Source organism: Pedobacter hiemivivus, assembly GCF_004331685.1.
Lineage (GTDB): Bacteria > Bacteroidota > Bacteroidia > Sphingobacteriales > Sphingobacteriaceae > Pedobacter > Pedobacter hiemivivus.
In genome coordinates, this window is sequence record NZ_SJSM01000013.1 from 127,786 (window position 1) to 150,762 (window position 22,977).

Annotated in this window: 14 protein-coding genes; 12 read left to right on the forward strand and 2 right to left on the reverse strand. The window is 38.0% G+C overall.

Features of this window, described 5'->3' with window-relative positions:
• The first annotated feature begins 183 nt into the window (after nucleotides 1-183).
• The 6 genes from EZ444_RS18730 (at nucleotide 184) to EZ444_RS18755 (ending at nucleotide 9,748) form a co-directional block, all read left to right on the forward strand.
• On the forward strand, nucleotides 184-765 hold the full coding sequence (locus EZ444_RS18730; RefSeq protein ID WP_131610674.1) for an RNA polymerase sigma factor: 582 nt from the start codon (nucleotides 184-186) through the stop codon (nucleotides 763-765).
• A 111-nt stretch (nucleotides 766-876) separates the two neighbouring features.
• Entirely contained in the window at nucleotides 877-1,845 is a 969-nt protein-coding gene (locus EZ444_RS18735; protein ID WP_131610675.1) for a FecR family protein, read from the forward strand.
• Nucleotides 1,846-1,908: 63 nt separating this feature from the next.
• Nucleotides 1,909-5,307 carry a SusC/RagA family TonB-linked outer membrane protein gene (locus EZ444_RS18740; protein WP_225874770.1) on the forward strand — a complete coding sequence of 1,133 codons (3,399 nt, stop codon included), beginning with the start codon at nucleotides 1,909-1,911 and terminating at the stop codon, nucleotides 5,305-5,307.
• A gap of 24 nt (nucleotides 5,308-5,331) precedes the next feature.
• Complete coding sequence (locus tag EZ444_RS18745; protein WP_225874771.1) at nucleotides 5,332-6,843, forward strand: RagB/SusD family nutrient uptake outer membrane protein; 1,512 nt, start codon at nucleotides 5,332-5,334, stop codon at nucleotides 6,841-6,843.
• A 16-nt stretch (nucleotides 6,844-6,859) separates the two neighbouring features.
• Nucleotides 6,860-7,702: an endonuclease/exonuclease/phosphatase family protein gene (locus EZ444_RS18750; RefSeq protein ID WP_131610678.1), complete on the forward strand. Its 843-nt coding sequence runs from the start codon at nucleotides 6,860-6,862 to the stop codon at nucleotides 7,700-7,702.
• Between the two features lie 6 nt (nucleotides 7,703-7,708).
• The gene (locus tag EZ444_RS18755; protein ID WP_131610679.1) at nucleotides 7,709-9,748 is read left to right on the forward strand and encodes a BACON domain-containing protein; all 2,040 of its coding nucleotides are present in this window, start codon (nucleotides 7,709-7,711) and stop codon (nucleotides 9,746-9,748) included.
• A 170-nt stretch (nucleotides 9,749-9,918) separates the two neighbouring features.
• On the opposite strand, the gene EZ444_RS18760 is transcribed toward EZ444_RS18755, so the two are convergent.
• A complete protein-coding gene (locus EZ444_RS18760) occupies nucleotides 9,919-10,497 on the reverse strand; it encodes a hypothetical protein (RefSeq protein WP_131610680.1) in 579 nt (192 codons plus the stop codon).
• A 189-nt stretch (nucleotides 10,498-10,686) separates the two neighbouring features.
• Between EZ444_RS18760 and EZ444_RS18765 the strand changes: the two genes are divergently transcribed.
• The 6 genes from EZ444_RS18765 (at nucleotide 10,687) to EZ444_RS18790 (ending at nucleotide 20,602) form a co-directional block, all read left to right on the forward strand.
• Nucleotides 10,687-11,724 (forward strand): Gfo/Idh/MocA family protein, encoded by a 1,038-nt coding sequence (locus EZ444_RS18765; RefSeq protein WP_131610681.1) that lies wholly within the window; start codon nucleotides 10,687-10,689, stop codon nucleotides 11,722-11,724.
• A gap of 24 nt (nucleotides 11,725-11,748) precedes the next feature.
• Nucleotides 11,749-13,488: an ABC transporter ATP-binding protein gene (locus EZ444_RS18770; RefSeq protein WP_131610682.1), complete on the forward strand. Its 1,740-nt coding sequence runs from the start codon at nucleotides 11,749-11,751 to the stop codon at nucleotides 13,486-13,488.
• Nucleotides 13,472-15,235 carry an ABC transporter ATP-binding protein gene (locus EZ444_RS18775; protein ID WP_131610683.1) on the forward strand — a complete coding sequence of 588 codons (1,764 nt, stop codon included), beginning with the start codon at nucleotides 13,472-13,474 and terminating at the stop codon, nucleotides 15,233-15,235. Before EZ444_RS18770 ends, EZ444_RS18775 begins: the two co-directional genes overlap by 17 nt.
• Before the next feature lie 443 nt (nucleotides 15,236-15,678).
• Nucleotides 15,679-17,580, forward strand: coding sequence for an ATP-binding protein (locus tag EZ444_RS18780; RefSeq protein ID WP_131610684.1), 1,902 nt, complete (start codon nucleotides 15,679-15,681; stop codon nucleotides 17,578-17,580).
• Between the two features lie 18 nt (nucleotides 17,581-17,598).
• Nucleotides 17,599-18,747, forward strand: coding sequence for a serine hydrolase domain-containing protein (locus EZ444_RS18785; RefSeq protein WP_131610685.1), 1,149 nt, complete (start codon nucleotides 17,599-17,601; stop codon nucleotides 18,745-18,747).
• A gap of 70 nt (nucleotides 18,748-18,817) precedes the next feature.
• On the forward strand, nucleotides 18,818-20,602 hold the full coding sequence (locus tag EZ444_RS18790; protein ID WP_131610686.1) for a glycoside hydrolase family 15 protein: 1,785 nt from the start codon (nucleotides 18,818-18,820) through the stop codon (nucleotides 20,600-20,602).
• Between the two features lie 16 nt (nucleotides 20,603-20,618).
• Here the strand turns inward: EZ444_RS18790 and EZ444_RS18795 are convergent, their stop codons facing one another.
• The gene (locus tag EZ444_RS18795) at nucleotides 20,619-22,805 is read right to left on the reverse strand and encodes a bifunctional alpha,alpha-trehalose-phosphate synthase (UDP-forming)/trehalose-phosphatase (RefSeq protein WP_131610687.1); all 2,187 of its coding nucleotides are present in this window, start codon (nucleotides 22,803-22,805) and stop codon (nucleotides 20,619-20,621) included.
• Nucleotides 22,806-22,977 lie beyond the last annotated feature (172 nt).

Consider the following 22,977-nt stretch of genomic DNA (forward strand, 5'->3'; position numbering starts at 1 on the left):
GCTTTTATTTTGTTTAATTTATTTAAATTTTATTGCAAAATATTATAAATTAGGTCAACCAAATAAACCAAAACACCACCAATATTCCTTAACAAAAACTTAATACCGGGCAAACACTTGATTATCTAGTTTTGCCGAAAACAAACGAACAAATTCCAGATTCTACTATTAATTTTCATTTGAATGAACATTACTACTCCTGAGGTGATTAACGGACAACCTGAGTCTTTTACTGCGATTTTCAATACCTATTGGAAAAAGTTGTATGTCATAGCTTATAGAAGGCTAGGGGACGAAGAGCTTGCTAAGGATATCGTTCAGGATGTATTTGTTTATTTTTGGAAGGAAAGGCAAAATATTATTATCAACGAATCACTTGAAGCTTATTTGAGGAGGTCGGTCCAATATCAGATCATCGCACATTTTAGGAAGCATACCATACATTCTAAAGCACTAAGTTTCCTTTTAGAAAAGATGAATGAAGTAGAAGTAAACATTCGCGACATACTAACAGAGCAAGATTTTGCAAATACAGTAAATTCAGAGGTTAAAGAAATGCCGGATACGATGCAAGAGATTTTTAAGCTCCGTTTTAAAGATCAATCCATAAAAGAGATTTCAGAGCAATTGGGTCTTGCGGAAAAGACCGTAAGGAATAACATTTCAATGGGTTTAGTACGTATTCGCAAGGCAATATCAAGAGACTTCCCTGAGGATTTCTCAGCCATTTGTCTGGCTCTTTATATCTTGTTAGGCACTAAATAAATTCGGGATATATACAATTGCAAAATAAATTCACATTTCTTCGGGAAGAATCAGGACTTAGTTCTACTATATATTTAAACGCGGATAAAACAGCGGATAAACATATAGAAAATGAACGCAGGTCAACTCAAAAAATTACTTACTGCCTTTTTAAAAAACAGACTCAATAAAACAGATCGTAATCTGCTCCAGAATTGGTACAATTCATTTGGTGAGTCGGAAAAAGGAGTGCCGGGTATAAACAATCCAATTGAGGAAAATCTTTTAAAGCAGGATATATTGAACCGGATACAGGTTCAATTGAACCAATCTGATCAGCCTATTTACAAATTAACATGGCTCAGAAACATTGCTGCATCAATTGTATTGGTTACGGCTGTAGGGTTTGCCAGTTGGTTTTTTGTGTTTAAATCAAAAAACATTGAAAAAGCTGAAACTGGCTTTCAGATCATTGCTACTACTTCAGGGCAATTAAAGAAAGTAATCTTGCCGGATAATTCGATTGTTCATCTAAATGCGAATTCAAGAATCAGAATCCCACATCATTTCTCTAGAAAAGACAGGCAGTTTTACCTGGAGGAAGGGGAAGCATTTTTCCAGATAGCTAAAGATAAAACCAAGCCATTTATTATTCACAGTCAACAACTAGTAGTAAAAGTACTCGGAACATCCTTTAATATTCGTTCGTACAAGCAACTGGCTGATATAAAAGTCGCCGTAACTACTGGAAAAGTGAGTGTTAGCGAGCAGGGAAAGGTTTACGGCGTATTAATTCCGGGCCAACAGATTACTTATCATAAGGCTAAAAAGGTCATACAGTTAACTAAAGTAACTCCCGCCGATAACGATGCCTGGGTTAATGGCAAGGTTTACCTTGAAAAAGCTGGATTTGAAGAGCTGGCATTGGCCATGCACAACATTTATGGGGTAACCTTAAAGAGTGAAATTGCTGGCAACCGCAGCTATCAATACAATTTAACGATACGCTCGGATCGCTCATTAGAGGAAACAATGAAGCTGATCTGCGCAATTCATGGTCATAATTTTAAAAAGAGAGGATATGAAATATTGATACAATAATGTTCGGCGAGTGCAATGCACATAAAAATTAATCATAATAAGCTAAAAACCAAAATAACACATATGAAACAAAACTTACTGCAAATGCAGAAAGCTATGCGTATTACCCTATTGATATTCGCTCTTGTATTTTCTGTTACGCAGTTTTTGTGGGCAGCAGTCAGCAGAGCACAGGCGCTTGAACAGCGACTTACTATTTCCTTTGATAAAGGAAACCTCTATCAAGCCATTAAGAAGCTGGAAAAGACAGGGAAGATAGAATTTGCATTTGATAATGCTGTATTGAATATGGAAAAGCTCAATACAAACAATTTGACATTTAAACAGACACGTTTAGCTGATATCCTTGAAAAGCTCTTTACGGGTACTGGTATAGGCTATAAAGAAGAGCGCAGTGCAAGTATAAGGCTTTTTAAAAAGCTAAAACCTGGTAAAATCAGGGGAAAAATCACAGATGATAAAGGAGGTAATCTACCTGGTGTGGGTATAAAGGTTGTAGAGTTAAACAAAAGTTTTACCACAGATTCTGCGGGTAACTTCTCTATCAGCATCCCTGCCGGGAGGTATACCCTTGAGGTCACCTATGTTTCCTATAAAACCCAGCGTTTTACAAATGTAGAGGTTAGAGAAAATACTACTGCTACTTTAAACATAGTTATGCTGGAACAAGCTGGTAATCTGGACGAAGTAGTGGTGATTGGATACGGAAGTGTTAAAAAAAGTGACCTTACTGGCGCTGTCACTGTGGTAAAGATGAAAGACATTGAGAATATTCCTGTAGTGCGTGTAGATCAAATGTTGCAGGGAAGAATTGCCGGAGCGGAAATAATGAGTACGAGTGGGGAACCTGGTGCTGGTACATCTATACGTATCCGTGGCACGCGCTCTATTTCGGCAACCAATGAGCCGCTTTATGTAGTCGATGGCGTATTGGATGCCATAAATAGTCTGAATGACCTGAATCCGAGCGACATTGAATCTATACAGGTACTTAAAGATGCCTCATCAACGGCGATCTACGGTTCAAGGGGAAGTAATGGTGTAATATTGATCACTACAAAAACGGGCGGCACCAATGGCAAAACCAATTTCACTTTCCGTTCGGACATCGGACAATCTGTTTTGCCACGTTTTCTTGATGTAATGAACGCAGAGGAATTTGCGGAACTTCAAAATGATCGCTTTTATTTTGCCAGTACGGCTAATCAAACTAAGCCTTTAGAAGAATATCCGTATAAAAACCCTATTGCTTTAGGGGAGGGGACAAACTGGACCAAGGAAATTACTCGTACCGCACCCTATCAAAATCATACATTATCGGTGTCTGGAGGTGATAAATCTACCAATTACTACTTCTCTGCCAATTATAACAATACGGAAGGAATTATACTCAGTAGCGGAATGAAGCGTATTCAATCCCGATTAAACCTGGATAAAACCTTTAATAAGTATGTGAAATCAGGTGTAAGATTAAATTATTCTTATATCAACCAGGATGTGAATAAGGTTGATGTTGGTACAAGTACGCTTTGGTATCGCTCAACTGTATTTTTAGCACCAACAATTGCACCTTATAAACCAGATGGCAGTTTAAACGACTTTAATACCCAATGGTATAACGGTACTTTATTTGACTCTCCATTGGCCAATTCCTTATTGCAGAAAAAGGATCAGACAAAGAAGACCCTTTCATCTATGCTTTATGTTGAAGTGAGTCCCCTTAAATCTTTAAAGATTAAAAGTTCGGTATCATTTTACGATTACAATAGGTTTGATGATACTTTTTACCCTTCTACGCTACCGAGCAGAATGAGTAAAAATACAGGTGCCTATGCCTATAAAAGAGCGTTTAGGGACAATAATATTTTGAATGAAAATACCATTAGCTATAAGAAGGTATGGAATAAACGACACAATCTGGATGCTGTTTATGGAATTACCTTTCAAACCTTCTGGACAACTGATCTTTTTGCTAGTGGAGATGGCTATTTTATAGATGATATTGAGACAAATGACCTTACAGCGATTCCCTCTAAAGAAACTCTAAATGCAGGATCAAGTCTGGAGCGTCAAAATAAAATCTCAAATCTGGCCAGGGTAAACTATAATTACAATGGTAAGTATTATCTTACTGTTACGGCTAGGGCAGATGCCGCTTCAAATTTTGCTGCAGATCATAAATGGGGTTATTTTCCTTCTGCGGCATTAAAATGGAATGTGCTTAAAGAAGATTTCATGAAACCGGTTAAAGGAATTAGTGAATTGGCGATTCGCTTAAGTGCTGGTGTTTCGGGTAATGATGCGATTTCAAAATATCAGTCTTTATCTCGTTTGTCATCAACTTCTACTGGATATATTTTTAGTGGAGCTACACCTGTGGCTTATTTTCCCGCGAGAATATCAAACGAAGGCTTGACCTGGGAAAAAACCACTTCTTATAACTTAGGTCTTGATCTGGCTATTTTAAAGAATCGATTGGGCTTTACATTTGACGCCTATAGCAGTACAACAAGAGATTTATTACTTACTGTGCAATTACCTAGCCATGTGGGTTATACCAGCAGGTTAACCAATATTGGTAAAACATCCAACAAAGGCATTGAATTGGCTATAGATTCTAAAAACATTAGTGGTAGAAATTTCAGCTGGTCTACTACATTGACACTTGCCCATAATAAGCAGATGGTAGAAGATATTGGTGGTTTAGATAGAATTTCTGCTTATAACAATAGTTATGGTGCACAATATATGATGTACGGTTATGTACAAGGTAGGCCATTGAATGCGCTTTGGGGGATGCAGTACGCTGGGGTCTGGAAATCTCAGGAAGAGATTGCTCAAAATTTAACAGATAAAAAATATGCCTCGGCTGCACCTAATTTTTATCAGGCGGGTCGGCAGCGCTACATTGATCAAAATAATGACGGAATACTAGATAACAGTGACCTAGTGTATCTTGGTGATGCAGATCCAAAACTATATGGTGGTATCCAAAACACTTTTAGCTATCGTGGATTTAATTTGAGCTTTTTCTTAAATTATTCCATAGGGGGTAAAATTTATAACCCTGTTGAACTCTTTATGGGTACAGGAACTTATCTGTCAAATCAGTTTAGGTATATGGTTAATGCCTGGCATCCGGTGCGTAACCCCAGCTCTGATTACCCAAGGGCAGATTCTAAAGACGATATTCCTAATGATAGGTTTGTACACAGCGCAAGCTTTTTAAGGCTTAAAAATGCATCAATAAGCTATTCATTTAACCTGGTTAAACCGACAAACAATCTACTAAAGTCACTTACACTTACAGCAAGTGGAAATAACATTTATTTATGGAAATATTATAATGGTTATGATCCTGAAGTATCTACTGAAAGTGAAGGTTCAACCATTAGAAGAATGGATAACGGCGCTTATCCCAACAGTAGGACCGTAACATTCAGTGCCGAACTTAAATTCTAATACTCAAGATTAAAATATAAAGTGATGAAGAAAAAACTCAGCACCATATTGCTGGCATTAACAACATTTAGCTTATTGGTCGGTGCTTGTAAAAATGCACTTTTAGAAGACCCAAATAGTTTTGTTACTCCAGGACAGTTTTTCAATAATGAAAACCAATGTATTGCAGCGTTAAATGGCTGTTACATTCCTTTAACCAGTATTTTTAATTCAGGATTGATGCTGACCAATGAAGCTACAACGGATTTGGCTTATCTCAACTCTTCCTATATTGATACAAAGTTTGAAATTTCGCCGGCCAACCCTGGTATGGGGCAAAGCTTATGGACCCAGTCGTATAAAGGAATAATGTTTTGTAATGCTGCTATTGAAGGCATTGAAAAATCCCCGGTTGATGAAGTGCGGAAGAAAGCATTGGTTGCGGAGGGTGTTACCCTGCGGGCCATGTATTACTACGTACTCACCAGTACATTTGGAGATGTTCCTTTCTATACAGAAAATGTATCTACATTGGAAATACTACAAAAAGTTACCCGTTTGGGCAGAACCAGTGCTGTACAGATCAGGAAGACATTAGTTGAGGAGTTGCAGGGGTATGCCGCTGCTTTACCTGCTAAAAGGACATCAGATGTAATAGACAACAGAGTGTCTGGTTCGGTAGCTTACCTGCTTATCGCCAAAATGGCAATGTGGAACAAGGACTACCCAACGGCATTAACCGCATTAAAGGAGATTCAAAAAGTTTATGGTCAGCTGATTCAGTACCCTTATATCGATACTTATTTTAGAAACAAGAATACACCTGAATCCATATTTGAGGTTCAATTTACATGGTCAGCAGCAGGTCTTAAAAAGACAAGTAGTGTAGCTTGTTATTTCACGCCTGCAAAGAGTGGTTCAACAGATACTTACGATGGAATATCCATCCCTGAACTGGGCACTAAAGCGAACCCTTTTGCCTCTATTACTCCTTCAGCCTATTTTATGTCGCTGTATGAACTGGATGATCCACGCCGTAATATTATTTTGGGCTACACTTATGAGGATAAATGGTTTAAAAGACCCCAAAGTGCGAATGGAACGGGGAAGCCTTGGATGGGCGCAAAATTTTGGTGTCCCGGAATGGATAACGTGGCTGATGGGAATAATCAAAAAGTATTCAGATATGCAGACGCACTGCTTCTTATGGCCGAATGCGCTAATGAAACCGAAGACTTTTCACTTGCTTTAGCCAGCATTAATGAAGTAAAAGGTAGGGCTTCGGTTGATTATAAGTTGACTACGCACCCAGGTAAGGCTGAGTTTTTTGAGGAAATTAAAAAAGAAAGAGCCAGAGAGCTCATGGGCGAGTATACGAGAAAATGGGATCTGGTACGTTGGGGGATTTTCTATGATGCAGTTAAGGCTACAACAGCTACTGAATTTGTCGACATCAACAATAACCTGAGAAGATACCATGAATACTATCCAATTTCAGATAGTGAAGTGATGCGGTCATCTGGCAATTTATCTAATCCAGCCTATACAGGTCAATAAAAATAAAACTCATAAAATGAAAACATTATATAAAAATATACCATTGATTTTGCTCCTGTTATTAACGGCTTCAGGCAGTAGCGCATTCGCGCAAAATAAGTTCAGGATCATCAGTTATAACATCCTTGAAGGGATGAAAACGGATACTACTAAAGGTAAACAGGATTTTGTAAAATGGGTAAAATCAGAAAACCCAGATATCCTTGCGCTACAAGAGTGTAATAAGTTTACCCAGAAGTCTTTGGAAGATCTTGCCCGCAGCTACGGACATACTTATGCCGTGTTGTTACGTGAACCAGGCTATCCTGTAGGGTTAACCTCTAAATATCCAATTGTTGACGTACAAAAGGTGATTGACAATATGCATCATGGGTTTATTGTAGCTAAGATTAAAGATCTCAATATTATAGTACTTCATTTATCGCCTCATAAGTATTGGAAACGTAGGGAAGAGATTGATGTCATATTAAGCACTATCGCGGCTTCGGCGCAAAAGGAAAGGTGGGTGATTATGGGTGATTTCAACTCCTTATCTCCACTAGATAAAGAAAATTATGCTGATGGAAAATATGCTGATCGGTTAAAAGAAGCGGCAAAAAAATACAGTTTCCATGAGAATCTTGTAGATGGAAAATATCTTGATTTTGAGGTTCAAAAACGAATATTAGAGTTTGGACTACATGATACGGCAAAAGAAAAAGCAACAGGAAATGAGCCTAGAAGCAACAGGATAGATTATATCTATGTAAGTAAAGATTTGATGCCACAAGTAACAAAAGCCCAGTTTATAAGGGATGAGTTTACAGCAACACACTCAGATCATGTACCTGTTATTATGGAATTTAAAGATAAAAAATAAGCGGTTATGAAAAGATTTCTGTTTTACGCCTTACTATTAATTGCAGCTGCAACAAGTTGTAAAAAAGATGAATTGGTGGCATTTAGTACTGATCTGGCCATCAATAATCGAATTATCCGTGTGGCTGATAGTGCCGGTAGTACAAGAGTGCTTGTTTATGCTGATGAAAGCTGGAAAGTAAGGACTGAAGGTGATGCTTCCTGGGTAAAGTTGGATAAGGAAGGATCAACTGGAAATGGGGAGTTTTTAGCAACTGTACAAAGTAACGCTGGAAACTTACCACGGTCGGTTAAGATTGTGATTAGCTCCGATAATAAAACGGATACGGTCAATCTACAGCAACGTGGTATCGTTGCTGCCATCAATATTCTTGATGCGAATGCAAATGGTATTGCAAATGGCGGATTCATGAAGACTGCGATCACGACAAATGTACCTTTCAACTTAATGAAACATGAGGAGGTGTACAACAGCGGCGGGACAGGTTGGATTACAGGACTAACCATTAATGGTAAAGACCTCAATTTTACGTTATCACAGAATCTGCTGGCCGAATCACGAGAAGCACTGATCAGGTTGTCGTATAAGGATGCTTTAGGAACAACGGTTAAAGATTCTATTTTAGTAACTCAAAATCCTAAAGGCGATTACGATCTGGCTGTACTTAAAGATTTTGCTTATGCTAAAACTGCGTTGGCTGCTGGGGTCGTTACAGAAAATATTTATATTGAGGGTGTTGTTGTTAGTGATAAGGGTAACCCAAACATGGGATTAAATGCAAATAAAGCCAGCAATAAACACGAGATAGACAAAACTGAAAATGCCATTACTGTTTACCTTCAAAGTATGGATGGTAAGTCCGGCTTCCTGATCCGGACAAAAACAGGAGGTGATAATATATATGGGAATGGGGATGTTGTTAAACTTTGGTTAAAAGGTATTAGCGTTAGAAAAGAAAATAATCCAGGCCGAACTATTTTAGAACAGGTACAATCCGTAAATATCATTTCAAAAACTCCCGGAGCTTCTCCTTTATTGCCGCGAGAAGTATATATGAAGGATTTGACTGACAATGACCTTTATACTTATGTAAAGTTAAAAGAAGTCGAAATCAGTGTTCCATCTGGTAGCTTCTTTAATATCAACGAGGGTTATAATTTTAGAACGGATGTTTATCCTACCAATATTAGAGATGTAAATGGAAACAGCATGTATATGCTAACTAATATTGATGTCCCATATAGAAGAGATGGTAAACGTGTGCCGCAGGGTTCGGGCGATATTTCAGGTATCTTAGTTTATGAGCAACTTCCACGGTACGGTAATGATATTGGCAAATACGCGATCAGACACCTTAAAAGAGAGGATATTGCCTTGAAGGAAAATAGAGAAGATGGATTTTCTACTGTCTTGGTAGAATGGAGCAGGTTTAAATTAGAAAACGCAGCCGGTGCCACAGAGGCGAAAAATCCTTTGACTCCAGATATTGGTGTTGGAACTTTAAAACAAAGTGAAAAAGGGTCATTAGATTTTAGTGCAAATGGTATTTCGACTGGTACAGACTACAATGGCCTTATTCAGGAAGCAAGTACAGTAAAGGGTGCGATTGCTAATGGCGCATGGAATAGCAAGAACTGGTGGAATGATACCAAAGGAAAGGGCGCATCCTGGAATATTGTAGTGTCGACATTGGGTATTACTACACCAATTTCTTTGCAAATAGAAGGTAACAGTAATATTGGTGGTGCCAGAAATTTTATTGTAGAATGGTCTGCCACTGGCGCTGATGCAGGTGTATGGAATCAGGTAGGGGAGTTTACTTTTGAAGATGTAGTGGACTATACAAATACTTTGCTGACTCAGGTGCCTGGACTAAAAGTGCTCAACTTTAAGTTTCCAAACACAGCTTTAGGCTTAACCAATTTATATATCAGGCTTAGAGTTAAGAATAAAATTGTAGGTACAGCAACAAATCCAACAGGTGGGACATTGGCCGCGGCTGGTTTAAGCAGACTTGGACATGTTTCAATTAAGTACAATAAATAGGGGTTGGGTAAAAAAGAAACGGGGATAGGTCCTAAGACTCACCCCCGTTAAATTAACGCTCTCACCACAAAAGTACAAATTCTTTTTAATTCTCCAAATAAATTTTACTTTTTATTCAAAAAGCCGGCTTAAACCGGCTTTTTGAATATCAATTGGATGATTATGATAAATTATTTCATATCACGTTGTACTTTTCTTGCTGTACTTTTTCCAGGCAAATAGATTTGAAATCCAACTCCAAGGGCCAGGTAGTTCGAGTATGTACTAGATCCAAAGCCAACAACACCATTGTATTTCAATAAAGCCTCAAGCCCGATCGTATTGGTCACAAAATAAGTAAAGCCTGGTCCAAAACTAAAACCTAATCCATTGGTAGTTCCGCCGCCAGCTGGATTAATGCCTTGAAAACCGACTGTGGCCTCTCCAAAAAATCTGGAGTTTTTCACCACTTCATTTGCACCGGTAGCTCCATAATATCTACCTAAAGCACCTATACCATAAGTAAATGATGTACCTACACCTTTTTGAGATACAACGCCCAACTGAACTTCACCACCTACAGCCATACCGTCTTGTATAAACCAAGCTGCTTTAGGGTTAATCTTTAGTTGAAAGAGATTGGGTTTATCTAAGCCAAGACTGATGTCCGACAAATTAGCCCCCATCATTACATTTCCCTTTTGTATCTGGGCACTTGCTCCAAATGCCAGTGTGCTTCCTAAAATAATAGTAAAAATTAGCTTTTTCATAAGATTTTGTTTATTTGTTTTTCCAGGTTGTGAAACTATTGTTAGCTTCTTAACTATCCTTAACAAATTTCAGCCCTTTTTTGTTTATAACGATTTATTTAGGATATTTACCAAGTAATTTAGCCTTGTTTTTCAATTGATTAGCGGCTAAAATGGTGTAACACAACATTAATAAAGATTATAGTTAGCATGGAAGTCTCTTTAAGTAATAAGCCTAACTATTTTATCGAAAAAGTACGGAATATGCTGGGGAGAAATGGAACTGAAGAAATCAAATGGGGTATTATAGGTTGTGGAGATGTTACTGAAGTGAAAAGCGGCCCCGCATTCAATAAAGTATTAAACTCATCACTGGTTGCCGTTATGCGTCGTGATGGTGCAAAAGCTAAAGATTATGCCTTGCGTCACAACGTTCCAAAATGGTACGACGATGCTGAACAACTTATTGATGATCCTGAGGTAAATGCGATCTATATTGCAACTCCACCGTTACAACATGAAGAATATGCTATACGCGCCATGGCTGCAGGGAAACCAGTATATGTAGAAAAACCCATGACCCTGAATGCGGCCTCTGCGATTAGAATGAAGGAAGCTGCTGAAAAATACAATGTTAAGCTTACGGTAGCACACTACCGAAGGGCCCAACCTATGTTTTTAAAAGTTAAATCTCTTTTAGATGAAAAGGCAATAGGAGTGGTTAAGCTGGTTCAACTTCAAATGTTACAGCCGCAAAATTCAGATCTGATTGCCGGCTCGGAAACAAATTGGAGGTTAAATCCAGCTATATCTGGAGGTGGTTTATTTCATGATCTTGCACCTCATCAGCTTGATTTAATGATCTATTTCTTTGGAGAATTGAACAAATCCATGGGGATCTCTTTAAATCAAGGTAGCCCATATGAGGTAGATGATATGGTTACCGGACATATTTTATTCCACAATGGAGTAGTCTTTAATGGTTCCTGGTGTTTTTCTGCGGCTGAACAAACGGATGTTTGCGAAATCATTGGTACCGAAGGCAAAATAAGCTTCCCAATGTTTGGTCACAAACTGACTTTAAGCAAGGGTAAGGATGAGGAAGAGTTCATGTTTGATCCGCTACAACATGTACAACAACCCATGATACAGGAAGTAGTTAAATACTTTTTGGGTAAAACCAGTAATCCTTGTTCTGCGGAACAGGCAATAATGTCGATGCAGGTGATGGATAGCTTCACAAAGTAGAATTAGCAGGTACAGATATAGAATATGAGAAAAGAAACCAAGGGGCCCAAAAAACCAGGTATTTTCAGCTTGCTTAAACCTTATAAGGGTTTGATCAGTTTATTGCTCTTTTTTGCATTGATCAGTAATGGCGTGAATTTGTTGCTGCCAAAATTAGTAGCCAATGGAATAGATGCCTATACCAATGGTACTTTTGATGTGAATGCCATTCTGATTAAATTCTCAGCAGCTATTTTATTGGTTTTTCTGTTTACTTTTTTTCAAAGTATCATACAAACTTATGCTTCCGAAAAGGTAGCGAGAGACCTAAGAACTCAGTTGGCTGATCAGATTTCAAGGCAAAGTAATGCCTATATTGAACAGGCTAACCCTTCTAAATTGTTAACTAATCTAACGGCCGACGTTGATTCTATAAAACTATTTATTGCACAAGCCATTGTGTCCATTACTTCATCTATATTTATTATAATCGGTGCTAGTATTTTGTTGTTGAGCATCAATTGGAAATTAGCACTGGCCATTATTGCTATTATTCCCATTATTGGAGTTACTTTTTTTCTGGTGATTAAGAAGGTAAGTGTGCTTTTTAAACAAAGCAGAGAAGTTATAGACTGGTTGAATAAAGTAATCAATGAAAGTATACTAGGTGCCGCATTAATCCGTGTAATCAATTCGCAGCAACTGGAATACGTTAAATTCTTATCTGCAAACACCAAAGCGAAAGATCTTGGTTTGTCTATTCTAAATCTGTTTGCAGGCTTAATACCCGTTATCATATTTGTGGCTAATCTTGCAGGATTAACAATTTTGCTGCTTGGTGGCCATTATGTAATTAATGACAGCATGACCCTCGGTGATTTCGCTGCATTTAACAGTTACCTGGCATTGTTGATTTTTCCGATCATAGTTATTGGATTTATGAGTAATGTAATTGCCCAGGCTACAGCCTCTTACGGGCGCATATCTCATGTGTTAAATCAAGCAAATGAAATGGCTGCAGGCCATATCACAGATCCTTTAAAAGGGCATGTGGAGATGAAAAATATCAATGTGCTTTATGGGCAAAAGCCGGTCTTAAAGGATATTTCTTTCCAACTTCAACCAGGCTCAAAAACCGCGATTATCGGCCCAACTGCTGCAGGAAAGACACAACTGTTGTATTTACTTACCGGGCTCATTAAACCCGACAATGGTGAGATCTTATTTGATGGTAACCCTGTAGAAAGCTATGTTCAGGAGTCCTTTCATAACCAAATCGGTTTTGTATTCCAGGATAGCATCATTTTTAACATGAGCATACGTGAGAATATTGCTTTTAATGATCAGGTTACTGACCAATCTCTGGAAAAAGCAATTGAAACTGCAGAATTAAAAGATTTTATCAATTCCCTTCCTGATCAATTGAATACAGTTGTATCAGAAAGAGGTGCTAACCTTTCGGGGGGACAAAAACAAAGGATTATGCTGGCCAGAGCTTTGGCACTTAATCCTAAGATATTGTTGTTAGATGACTTTACTGCACGTGTAGACAACAATACAGAACAACGCATTTTAGCAAATGTACAACGTAATTATCCTGGTTTAACTTTGCTTTCGGTTACTCAGAAGATTGCAGCCGTTCAAAACTATGACAGTGTAATACTTATTATGCAGGGTGAAATTATTGCACAGGGTACTCATCAAAACCTCATGAAAAGCAGTCCCGAATACGTTCAAATTTACAACTCACAACAAAGCACCAGCAATTATGAACTACAATCTTAACCAGGTTAACGGTAAGGAAGAAAAGAAATCTACATTTGCGGTCCTTAAAAAGCTATTAAAGCTGATCTCACATGAACGTAAGAACCTTTTACTTGCTTTTATAGCTATAGTAATCAATTCTGCTTTACTGTTGTTATCTCCATTAATTATAGGACACACGATAGATAATTATGTAAGCACCAAGCAGTTTAATGGAGTCTTGTTGTACTCTGGCGTATTGTTAGCTATGTACCTGGTTACTTTGGTTACTGGTTATCTGCAAACAAAATTAATGGGTGGGGTTGGGCAAAGGACCTTGTATACACTTAGGAACGCAATATTTAGCAAGTTACAGGAACTGCCAGTATCCTTCTTCAGTCAAAACAAAGCTGGAGATCTCATTTCCAGAGTAAATAATGACACGGATAAATTGAATCAATTTTTTTCTCAATCCCTAATGCAGTTTTTAAGTAGCATCTTCACAATGCTAGGAGCAGGGATTTTTCTATTGGTTATTAATTTAAAACTTGGTGCAGCAACATTAACACCGGCCTTATTCATATTGATATTTACTGGCCTTGTATCTGCATGGGTAAAAAAGAAAAATGTCGTTAACCTAAAAAGTGTAGGTAATCTTAGCGCCGGCATACAGGAAAGTTTGAATAATTTTAAAGTAATCATCGCATTCAACCGTAGAGATTATTTCAGGAAGCGCTTTGATGAGACCAATAAAGAGAACTATAAGACTGCTATAGGTGCTGGTATTGCCAATACTATTTTTATTCCAGTGTTCGGATTCTTTTCCAGTGTGGCGCAATTGATCGTATTGGTCTATGGTATTCATCTCATTTCAATCGGGGAGTTTACGATAGGCTTACTGATCAGTTACCTTTCTTATGCCGTAAATTTTTACAATCCACTACGTCAGCTCGCTGCTTTATGGAGTAGTTTTCAGGTGGCGATGGCTGGTTGGGACAGAATATCTCAGATCTTGTCGCTGGAAAGTAACCTTCGGGTGGTGGATGATGTTGCTCAGGAAACTGCTTCCAGCTCCCTTTTAACCTTTAAAAATGTTCATTTCTCTTACGCAGATGGCGAAGAGATCCTACACAACATTAGTTTCGATCTAGAAAAAGGTAAAACTTATGCTTTAATTGGCCCAACTGGGGGCGGTAAAACTACTACAGCTTCTTTAATGGCGCGTTTGTACGACACGACCAAAGGTACTGTACTGTTAAATGGAAAAGATATCAGGTCTTATACAGCTGAAGAACGTAGTAAAAAGATTGGATTCATTTTGCAGGAGCCCTTTTTATTTACAGGTACTGTAAAAGATAATATTCTGTACAGCAATATTGCTTATAAAGATTATACGAATGCGCAATTGGAGGATGTCATTAAAGCAGCGCACTTAGAGGGCTTACTCGCTTTGTTTGATAGGGGATTAGAAACTGAAGTGGCATCCAACTCAGATAACATTAGTTTGGGACAAAAGCAGTTGATTGCTTTTATGAGGGCTGTTTTGCGTAATCCTGAATTGCTTATTTTGGACGAAGCCACAGCAAATATCGATACGATCACAGAGAAACTACTTAGCGATATCCTAAAAAAGCTTCCCAAGGAAACTACATTAGTCATTATTGCGCACCGCTTAAATACTATAGAAAATGCGGATGAAATATATTTCGTAAATTCTGGTGAAGTGATTAAAGCGGGTACGCTAGATCATGCAATGAATATGCTACTTAAAGGAAAAAGAAGCAGTTAACAGCGGATATTAATGTCCGCTGGTGTCTTCTTGTTTCTTTCTAAATGTTAAGTAAAATGCGGTAACCATGATGATTACACAAAGACTAACTAAGCTGATTAAGGTTGCCATATGATTAATATTAAAGATAATTTACGTCACAAATATAACTTTACAATTCGATAATTAATACAATACTACCTTATGTATTGCGAAATGTTGATTTGTTAATAATTATTTCACAAATACAAGCACGATTTTTGCTAAATTGTTATCAGTAATAGTTGATGTCATATTTAGACAAAAAAGTCCTGTGAGTGGGTGATCCGCGTAGGGCAGGCACGCCATAAAGAATAGATACGCAGGAGGCCGTTCACATGAATTGTATATGAACAGCCTCCTTTGTCTCTTCGATCAAACAATCTTAAGTTTCGGGTGTATTATAATAAATAAATTTCATCCCCTTGAAACAATCAATAGACTTTGAAGCTTATTATAGAATAGCTCCGCCAACGCTCATATTAAAGCCAAATCCGCCTTATTACACCATTCTTGTAGCAAATGATGCCTACAAAAGCGTAACCAATACTTCCGATAAAGATTTAATTGGCAAAGGGGTTTTTACAGCTTTCCCTCAAAACCCAAACGATTCCGAAACCGAGAATGCACAATCGATGTATGACAGTTTTAACTTTGTATTGCGTACAAAGCAACAACATATATTGCCAGCACAGCGATACGACATCCCCATCAGGGGCACTGATGATTATGAAAGGAGGTATTGGGTGGTTACAAACTTCCCAATGCTGGACGATAATGGTGAGGTGAGTTACATCATTCATACCCCTATAGACATTACTTCTACTTTTATTTTGGCTAAAAATGAACGGATCATTACAGAAGTTTCTGATTCGATCATAAAAAACCTTAAAGAATTCTTTTCTCAAGCACCTGTTGCCATCGCGATGGTTAAAGGAAAAGAGATGAGGCTGGAGTTGGCCAATCCTCACATGCTTCAGTTATGGGGTAAAACCGCCGATATTATAGGGAAAGCTATGGGAGTGGCCCTCCCTGAACTTATCGGGCAACCGATTTTAAAATTAATCAACCATACTTATCAGAGTGGTAAATCTCATTATACAGAGGATGCTAAGATATTGCTTGTGCGGGAAGGCTTGCTACAAGAAGCCTATTTTAATATGGTTTATCATCCATTGCGGGATGCTTCGGACCAAATTACGGGTATTATTATTTTAGCCACAGAAGTTACAGAACAAGTGAAAGGACGGACTGCCTTGCTACAGGAACAACAAAGAAGCCGCTTGGCGATTGAAGCTGCTAATCTTGGCATATTTGACGTGGACGTAGAAAGAGGAATCCTTCAGGGTGACGCTCGCTGTCGGGAATTATTTGGTATAGGAAGCGTAAATACTACCGATCAAGCCAACGATTTCATGAACGCCTTACATCCTGACGATAGGCAAGAAGTGATTCAGTTGATGCAGAATGCTTTTAAAAAGCCCATAAAAAATGACGACTACGATGTCGAATTTCGAACACTTAGCATGCTAGACCAGCAGTTACGTTGGGTAAAAGCGAAAGGAAAGCTATTCTTTAGCAGACAGGGAAACCCAGCAAGGTTTATTGGAACCGTACTGGACATTACCAGAGAAAAGCGGGAGGAGCAACTCAAAAACGATTTTATTGCTATGGTTAGTCATGAGCTAAAAACACCGCTTACTTCGTTAAAAGCTTATGTACAATTGATGCTAAAGAGAGTGATACAGCAAAAGGATATGTTCATGTCGGAAAGTTTAACAAAAGCTGACCATCAGGTTAATAAAATGATCAGTATGATCAATAGCTTTTTAAACATAGCTCGTTTAGAAGCTGGCGGTATTAAGTTAGAAAAGAACGCTTTTGAACTCAATAAGCTCATTTCTGAAGTCATCAATGAAGTAACCGTTATTATTGGGCCACACAAAATTCTATTTATAGAAAATGATGAATTTTGGTTAGAAGCTGATCGGGATAAAATTGGGCAAGTACTTACCAATTTAATCAGTAATGCCGCAAAATACTCCCCTGAAAACAGAGAAATCAAGCTAGATTGTCAGAATTTAGATCGATCTGTGAAAGTAAGTATCTCCGACAATGGTATAGGCATTAGGGAAAATGATCTTCCTAATCTATTTAGCAGGTTTAAAAGAATTGAAAGCGAGCAAACCAGAAATATATCTGGGTTCGGAATTGGCCTTTATTTATGTGCTGAAATCGTAAATAGTCATAATGGTAAAATATGGGCTGAAAGTGAATACGGTAAAGGGACGGTTTTTTCATTTGAGCTGCCTTTATTAGCAGAATAAATTGTTTATCTTCATTTTATGATCAATTCATTAAAACGCTGCTTTTCACTACTTTTTTTTATTACGATTGTAACTCCTGTCCTTGCACAAGTTAATCCAGTACCAGCTGAAGTCGAAATACAAGACATCATGAAGAAGTTTGATGCTATAGGAGTTTCAGTCGCTGTTGTAAAAAAGGGAGCACTCATTTACACACACTCCTTCGGTTTAAAGGATGTTGAAAGTAATATGCCACTTACTAACGATAACATCTTTAGAATTGCGTCTATCTCTAAGTCCTTTTCGGCTACAGCTATCATGCAACTTGTAGAAGCAGGGAAGTTATCATTAGATGATGACTTTAGTAGCCTGATGGGCTTTAAAATCAGAAATCCTAAATTTCCAGAAACTGTTATCACTTTAAAAATGGTGATGTCGCATACCTCAAGTATTAATGATAGCGAAGGATATTTCAACTTTGATGTTATTAATCCGGAAAAAAATGTCAACTGGGCCAAATGCTACAATGCCTATGAACCAGGAAAAGGTTATCAATATTGCAATCTCAATTACAATATGGTTGGGGCCGTTATTGAAAAATGTTCGGGACAGCGCTTTGATAGTTACGTAAAACAACACATCCTTAATCCTTTAAATTTATATGGTGGTTATTGTTTAGACTCGTTAGATAGGAGTCGATTTGTAACGCTTTATGAATACGATACAACAACAAAGAGTTTTAGCCCTCAACCATCGGCTTATATTTCGCGTAGTGAAGGATTAAAAAACTATATATCTGGCTACAGTACGCCGATGTTCTCTCCAACAGGGGGCATGAAAATATCGGCAACTGATCTCGCGAAATATATGACCATGCATATGAATCGGGGTAAATATAAAAGGGGGCGAATAATAACTAAAAAGAGTGCTAAACTCATGCAAACAAAAATCTCTGATCAGGAAAATTATGGACTAGCTATCCTAACCACGAGCAACCTCATTCCTGGTGTCACTTTAAAGGGGCATACTGGCTCTGCCTATGGTCTTTATAGCGCCATGTTCTTCCAACCGGAAGAGAAATTTGGAATTGTGGTGATCACAAATGGATGCAGTCCAACCTACTCAAAAGGTTATAATGATTTCATTAAAACGACTGTAAATAGTCTATATAAGAACTTCATAAAATAGCATAAATTCAAACTGGACTGAACAAAACCAGGTTCATCCTGTTGTTATATCATATCAACAGGAGTAAAATATGACAGAGAGACATGCTTACCAAACCGGAATTATTGGAAATTGCGCTTACCTTGCCCATGTAAATAAAAATACAAATATTGATTGGTTATGCTGGCCAAGATTTGATAGTAGCTTTGTATTTGGGGGTTTATTAGATAAAGATAAAGGGGGCGAGTTTTCCGTTCTTCCACATGGTGAATATACTTCAAGGCAATATTACATGGAGAATACCAATGTTATATGTACTGAAATCAGCAATCCAGAAGGGAAGTATAGGATTACCGACTTTGCGCCACGTTTTTATCAATTTGAAAGATACTATAAGCCATTAATGCTTATTCGGAAAATAGAAGCTTTGGATGGTAACCCAAGGGTTAGGGTAACCTGCAAACCTGTATATGAATACGGTGGTAAAAAGCAACGTGGTAGTAGAGGCAGTAATCACATCGAATTTACCGGCGCTGATGAGGATATGCAATTGAGCACCAATATATCTTTAAGCTATATTGAGGATGGGAAGTATTTTGCCTTAAATGAGCCTAAATACCTCATTCTTACTTATGGTCATGAATTGGACGCGCCTATTATCAGCACGGCCGAACGGTTTTTAAGAGAAACCATCAAGTATTGGCGTTTGTGGATCAAACACTCTACCATTGCTGGTTTTTACCAATCTTACGTCATTAGATCAGCCCTCACTTTAAAAATACATCAATATGAGGATACGGGCGCAATCATTGCAGCGAGTACTACCAGTTTGCCTGAATCTCAGGGGAGTGGCAGGAATTGGGATTATCGCTATTGCTGGATGAGGGATACCTATTATGTAATTACTTCATTAAATCACATTGGCCATTTCGAAGAGATGGAAAGATATTTCAACTATATCACCGATATTTCTTTTAGGGATGATGAACGCTATCAACCGCTGTTCGGTATTGCCGGAGAAAGGGTGCTGACGGAACGTAAACTCAGGAACTTAAAGGGGTATTTGGGTAACAAACCGGTCAGAGTTGGAAATCAGGCTTATGAACACATTCAGAATGATATTTATGGACAGGTTTTAGTTTCTATGCTGCCCTTATATACAGATCGTCGTTTCATTTATTCTGAAAGACAGGATTCTGAAAAATGGTTAGATTACCTTTTAAAAAAGATAGAACGCACTATTGATGAAAAGGACGCTGGCATATGGGAATTTAGAAGTATTGCCAATACCCATTGTTACACTAATCTTTTTCAATGGGCAGGTGCTAATGCGGCTTTAAAAATGGCCAAAACAATAGGCAATAAACCATTCGAAGATCGCGCACAGATTCTGATTGATAAGGCCGCTAAACACATTGAGGATTGTTATGATCCTGTACGTAAAGTATATAATCACGCTGTAGGCAGTACAAACTTAGATGCCAGTACATTGCAGCTGATTCTAATGAATTACCTTGATCCTGAATCGCAAAGGGCAAAAGATCATTTGATCGCGCTTGAAAATGAACTGAAGACTGAAAATGGGCTCTTTTACAGGTATCTTCACAAAGATGATTTTGGCAAGCCAAAAACCACATTTTTAATTTGTGCTTTTTGGTATGTCGAGGCATTAGCCTGTGTTGGGCGATTACAGGACGCAATCAGAGAATTTGAATCCATCATAAAATATGCGAACCATTTACTACTCTTCAGCGAGGATGTCGATGAAGTTGACGGCAGTCAGTGGGGTAATTTCCCTCAAGCCTACAGTCATGTTGGCTTAATGAATGCGGCACACCGGATTGCCATAAAACTAGACAGGCCGGTGTTCCTGTAAAAAATGAAACGAATGGTTATTTCTCTTGAACTAACTCCTTCAACAGGTCTCGTACTTCAAAATAATCTTTAAGGTAATATCGGGCAGCAGAAATGTTGCTGCCCACTTTAATAGAATAGGCTTCGGGCGATAATGCCTTAAATATATCCTCATCAGTATGATCATCGCCTACGGCAAGTATAAAATCTGGATTATTACTGTATAGCCAATTTTGAGCCGCTTTACCTTTATTCACTTCAATGTTTTTAAACTCAATTACTTTATTTCCAGGCATCATTTGCAAGCCCTTATCTGTAGTTAGCATTCTAAGGTGATTAAGAATTTCATGAGCCCTCAATTCACCAAGTCCTTCTTCCACTTTTCGGTAATGCCATACTAGTGAGTAGCTTTTCTCTTCTACGAAAGATCCTGGTGTACGGTCAGTGTAAGTGTCCAATACTGTTTTCACTTCTTGCTTCCATTTGTCCGTAAGCAGGGGTAAAGGTTTCCACTCTGTATCCTTTTGCTTTTGCCAAGCTCCATGTTCGGCAATCATATCAAGATCCAAATGTCCAAACCATTCCTGCAAAGTCTGATATCTTCTGCCACTAATCAGAATAATACGATTTGCGGGATCAAGCGTCAACTGTTTTAATATGGAATACAATTCTTCATCTGGAGCAGCCTTATCAATATCAGCATTAAAACCAACCAATGTGCCGTCGTAATCTAGAAAAATATATCTGTCTTTTGCTTTTGCATAATCAGCAGCTATTTGGTCACGAACATTTTCAGTAGCATATTTGGTATGTAAGGATTCCTGCATCATCTTTACTTCTTTCAACTTGTCCATAAAATTTTTAACCCATAGGTGTATATCGAATTTAGCGACTATAGCCTGCATACTCTTCATACGGATATGCTGCTCTTCTGTCGACATATTTAAGGCTTGTACAATCGCTTCCATAATGTCGCCAATGTTATTTGGATTTACGATCAATGCATCATTTAGCTCTTTAGAGGCTCCTGCCATTTCACTTAATATCAATACGCCATCCTGATGAACTCTGGAGGCTACATACTCTTTACTCACCAGATTCATCCCATCACGCATAGGGGTAACCAGGCAGATATCTGCTGAACTATATATAGCCGAAAGGAATTCAATGGAGAAAGACCTGTAAAAATAATGTACCGGAACCCAGTTTATAGTTCTAAAATGTGCATTTATATTACCCACAAGCTGATCAATCTGATCTTTTAGCTCTTTATACTTCGGCACTGTATCTCGCGATGGAACAACAATCATATAAAGGGCAAGTTTGCCAATGTATTCGGGATGCAATTGTAACAAAAGCTCAAAAGCCTGCAAACGCTGTAATATCCCCTTGCTATAATCAAGCCTATCTATAGATAGTATTGTTTTAATGTTTTTTAAACTAGCTTTAATAGAGGCCGTAAATTTGGCTACTTTTTCATGTTTGGTGAGCTCTTCAAATTTTTTGGAATCGATTCCCATAGGGAAAGCTTCAACAACAACCTGTCTATCGTTGTATAACAATACATTTTCGGAAAGATTGCTTGAAGAAAGTCTTGATGCTGCACTTAAAAAATGTCGCGCATCATCAAAAGTATGAAAGCCCAATAAATCAGCTCCCAACATACCCACAATTAGTTCTTCCCGCCAGGGGATAAGTCTGAAAATTTCGAAGGATGGAAATGGAATATGCTGAAAGAAGCCTATGGTAACCTGTGACAATTCTGATCTGATTAGGCCGGGCAATAAAAGCAATTGATAATCGTGTATCCAAATGGTGTCACCAGCAGATAGGTTCGCTATTACAGCTTCTTTGAACTTCTCGTTTACGATTTTGTAATAATCCCAATATATCTGGTCAAAATTTGCGTAGGTAACTAAGTAATGAAATACTGGCCATAGGACTTCATTTGAGAATCCCTCATAGTATAAGCTGATTTCTTCATTCGTTAAAAAAACTGGAATTAAGTTCAGCTCAGCAAGTTTTTTCCGCACTTCATTGTGCCGTTCTTCCGGTATTTCTATGCCCGGCCAGCCAATCCAAATGTTATTTCCTTGTTTGTATACGGAGCCCAGGCCTGTTGCCAGACCACCTTCGCTTGGACTTAATTTGTATTCCCCGTTTTCTTCTGTAAGCTTAATCGGTAAGCGATTCGAGATGATTATTGTTTTATTATTCACTATCATTATTAATAAAACAACCGTAAAACCCTCAAATTGTTTGATTTTAGAGGAATTTAAAGGTAATACACTGATCTAATTTGCTTTAAAACGTAGCGTTCTTCTTTAGCAGATCATAAAAAAAATAATACCTTGCACGAAAAATAATAGAACCTACGTTATGTAGGTACAAGCATCC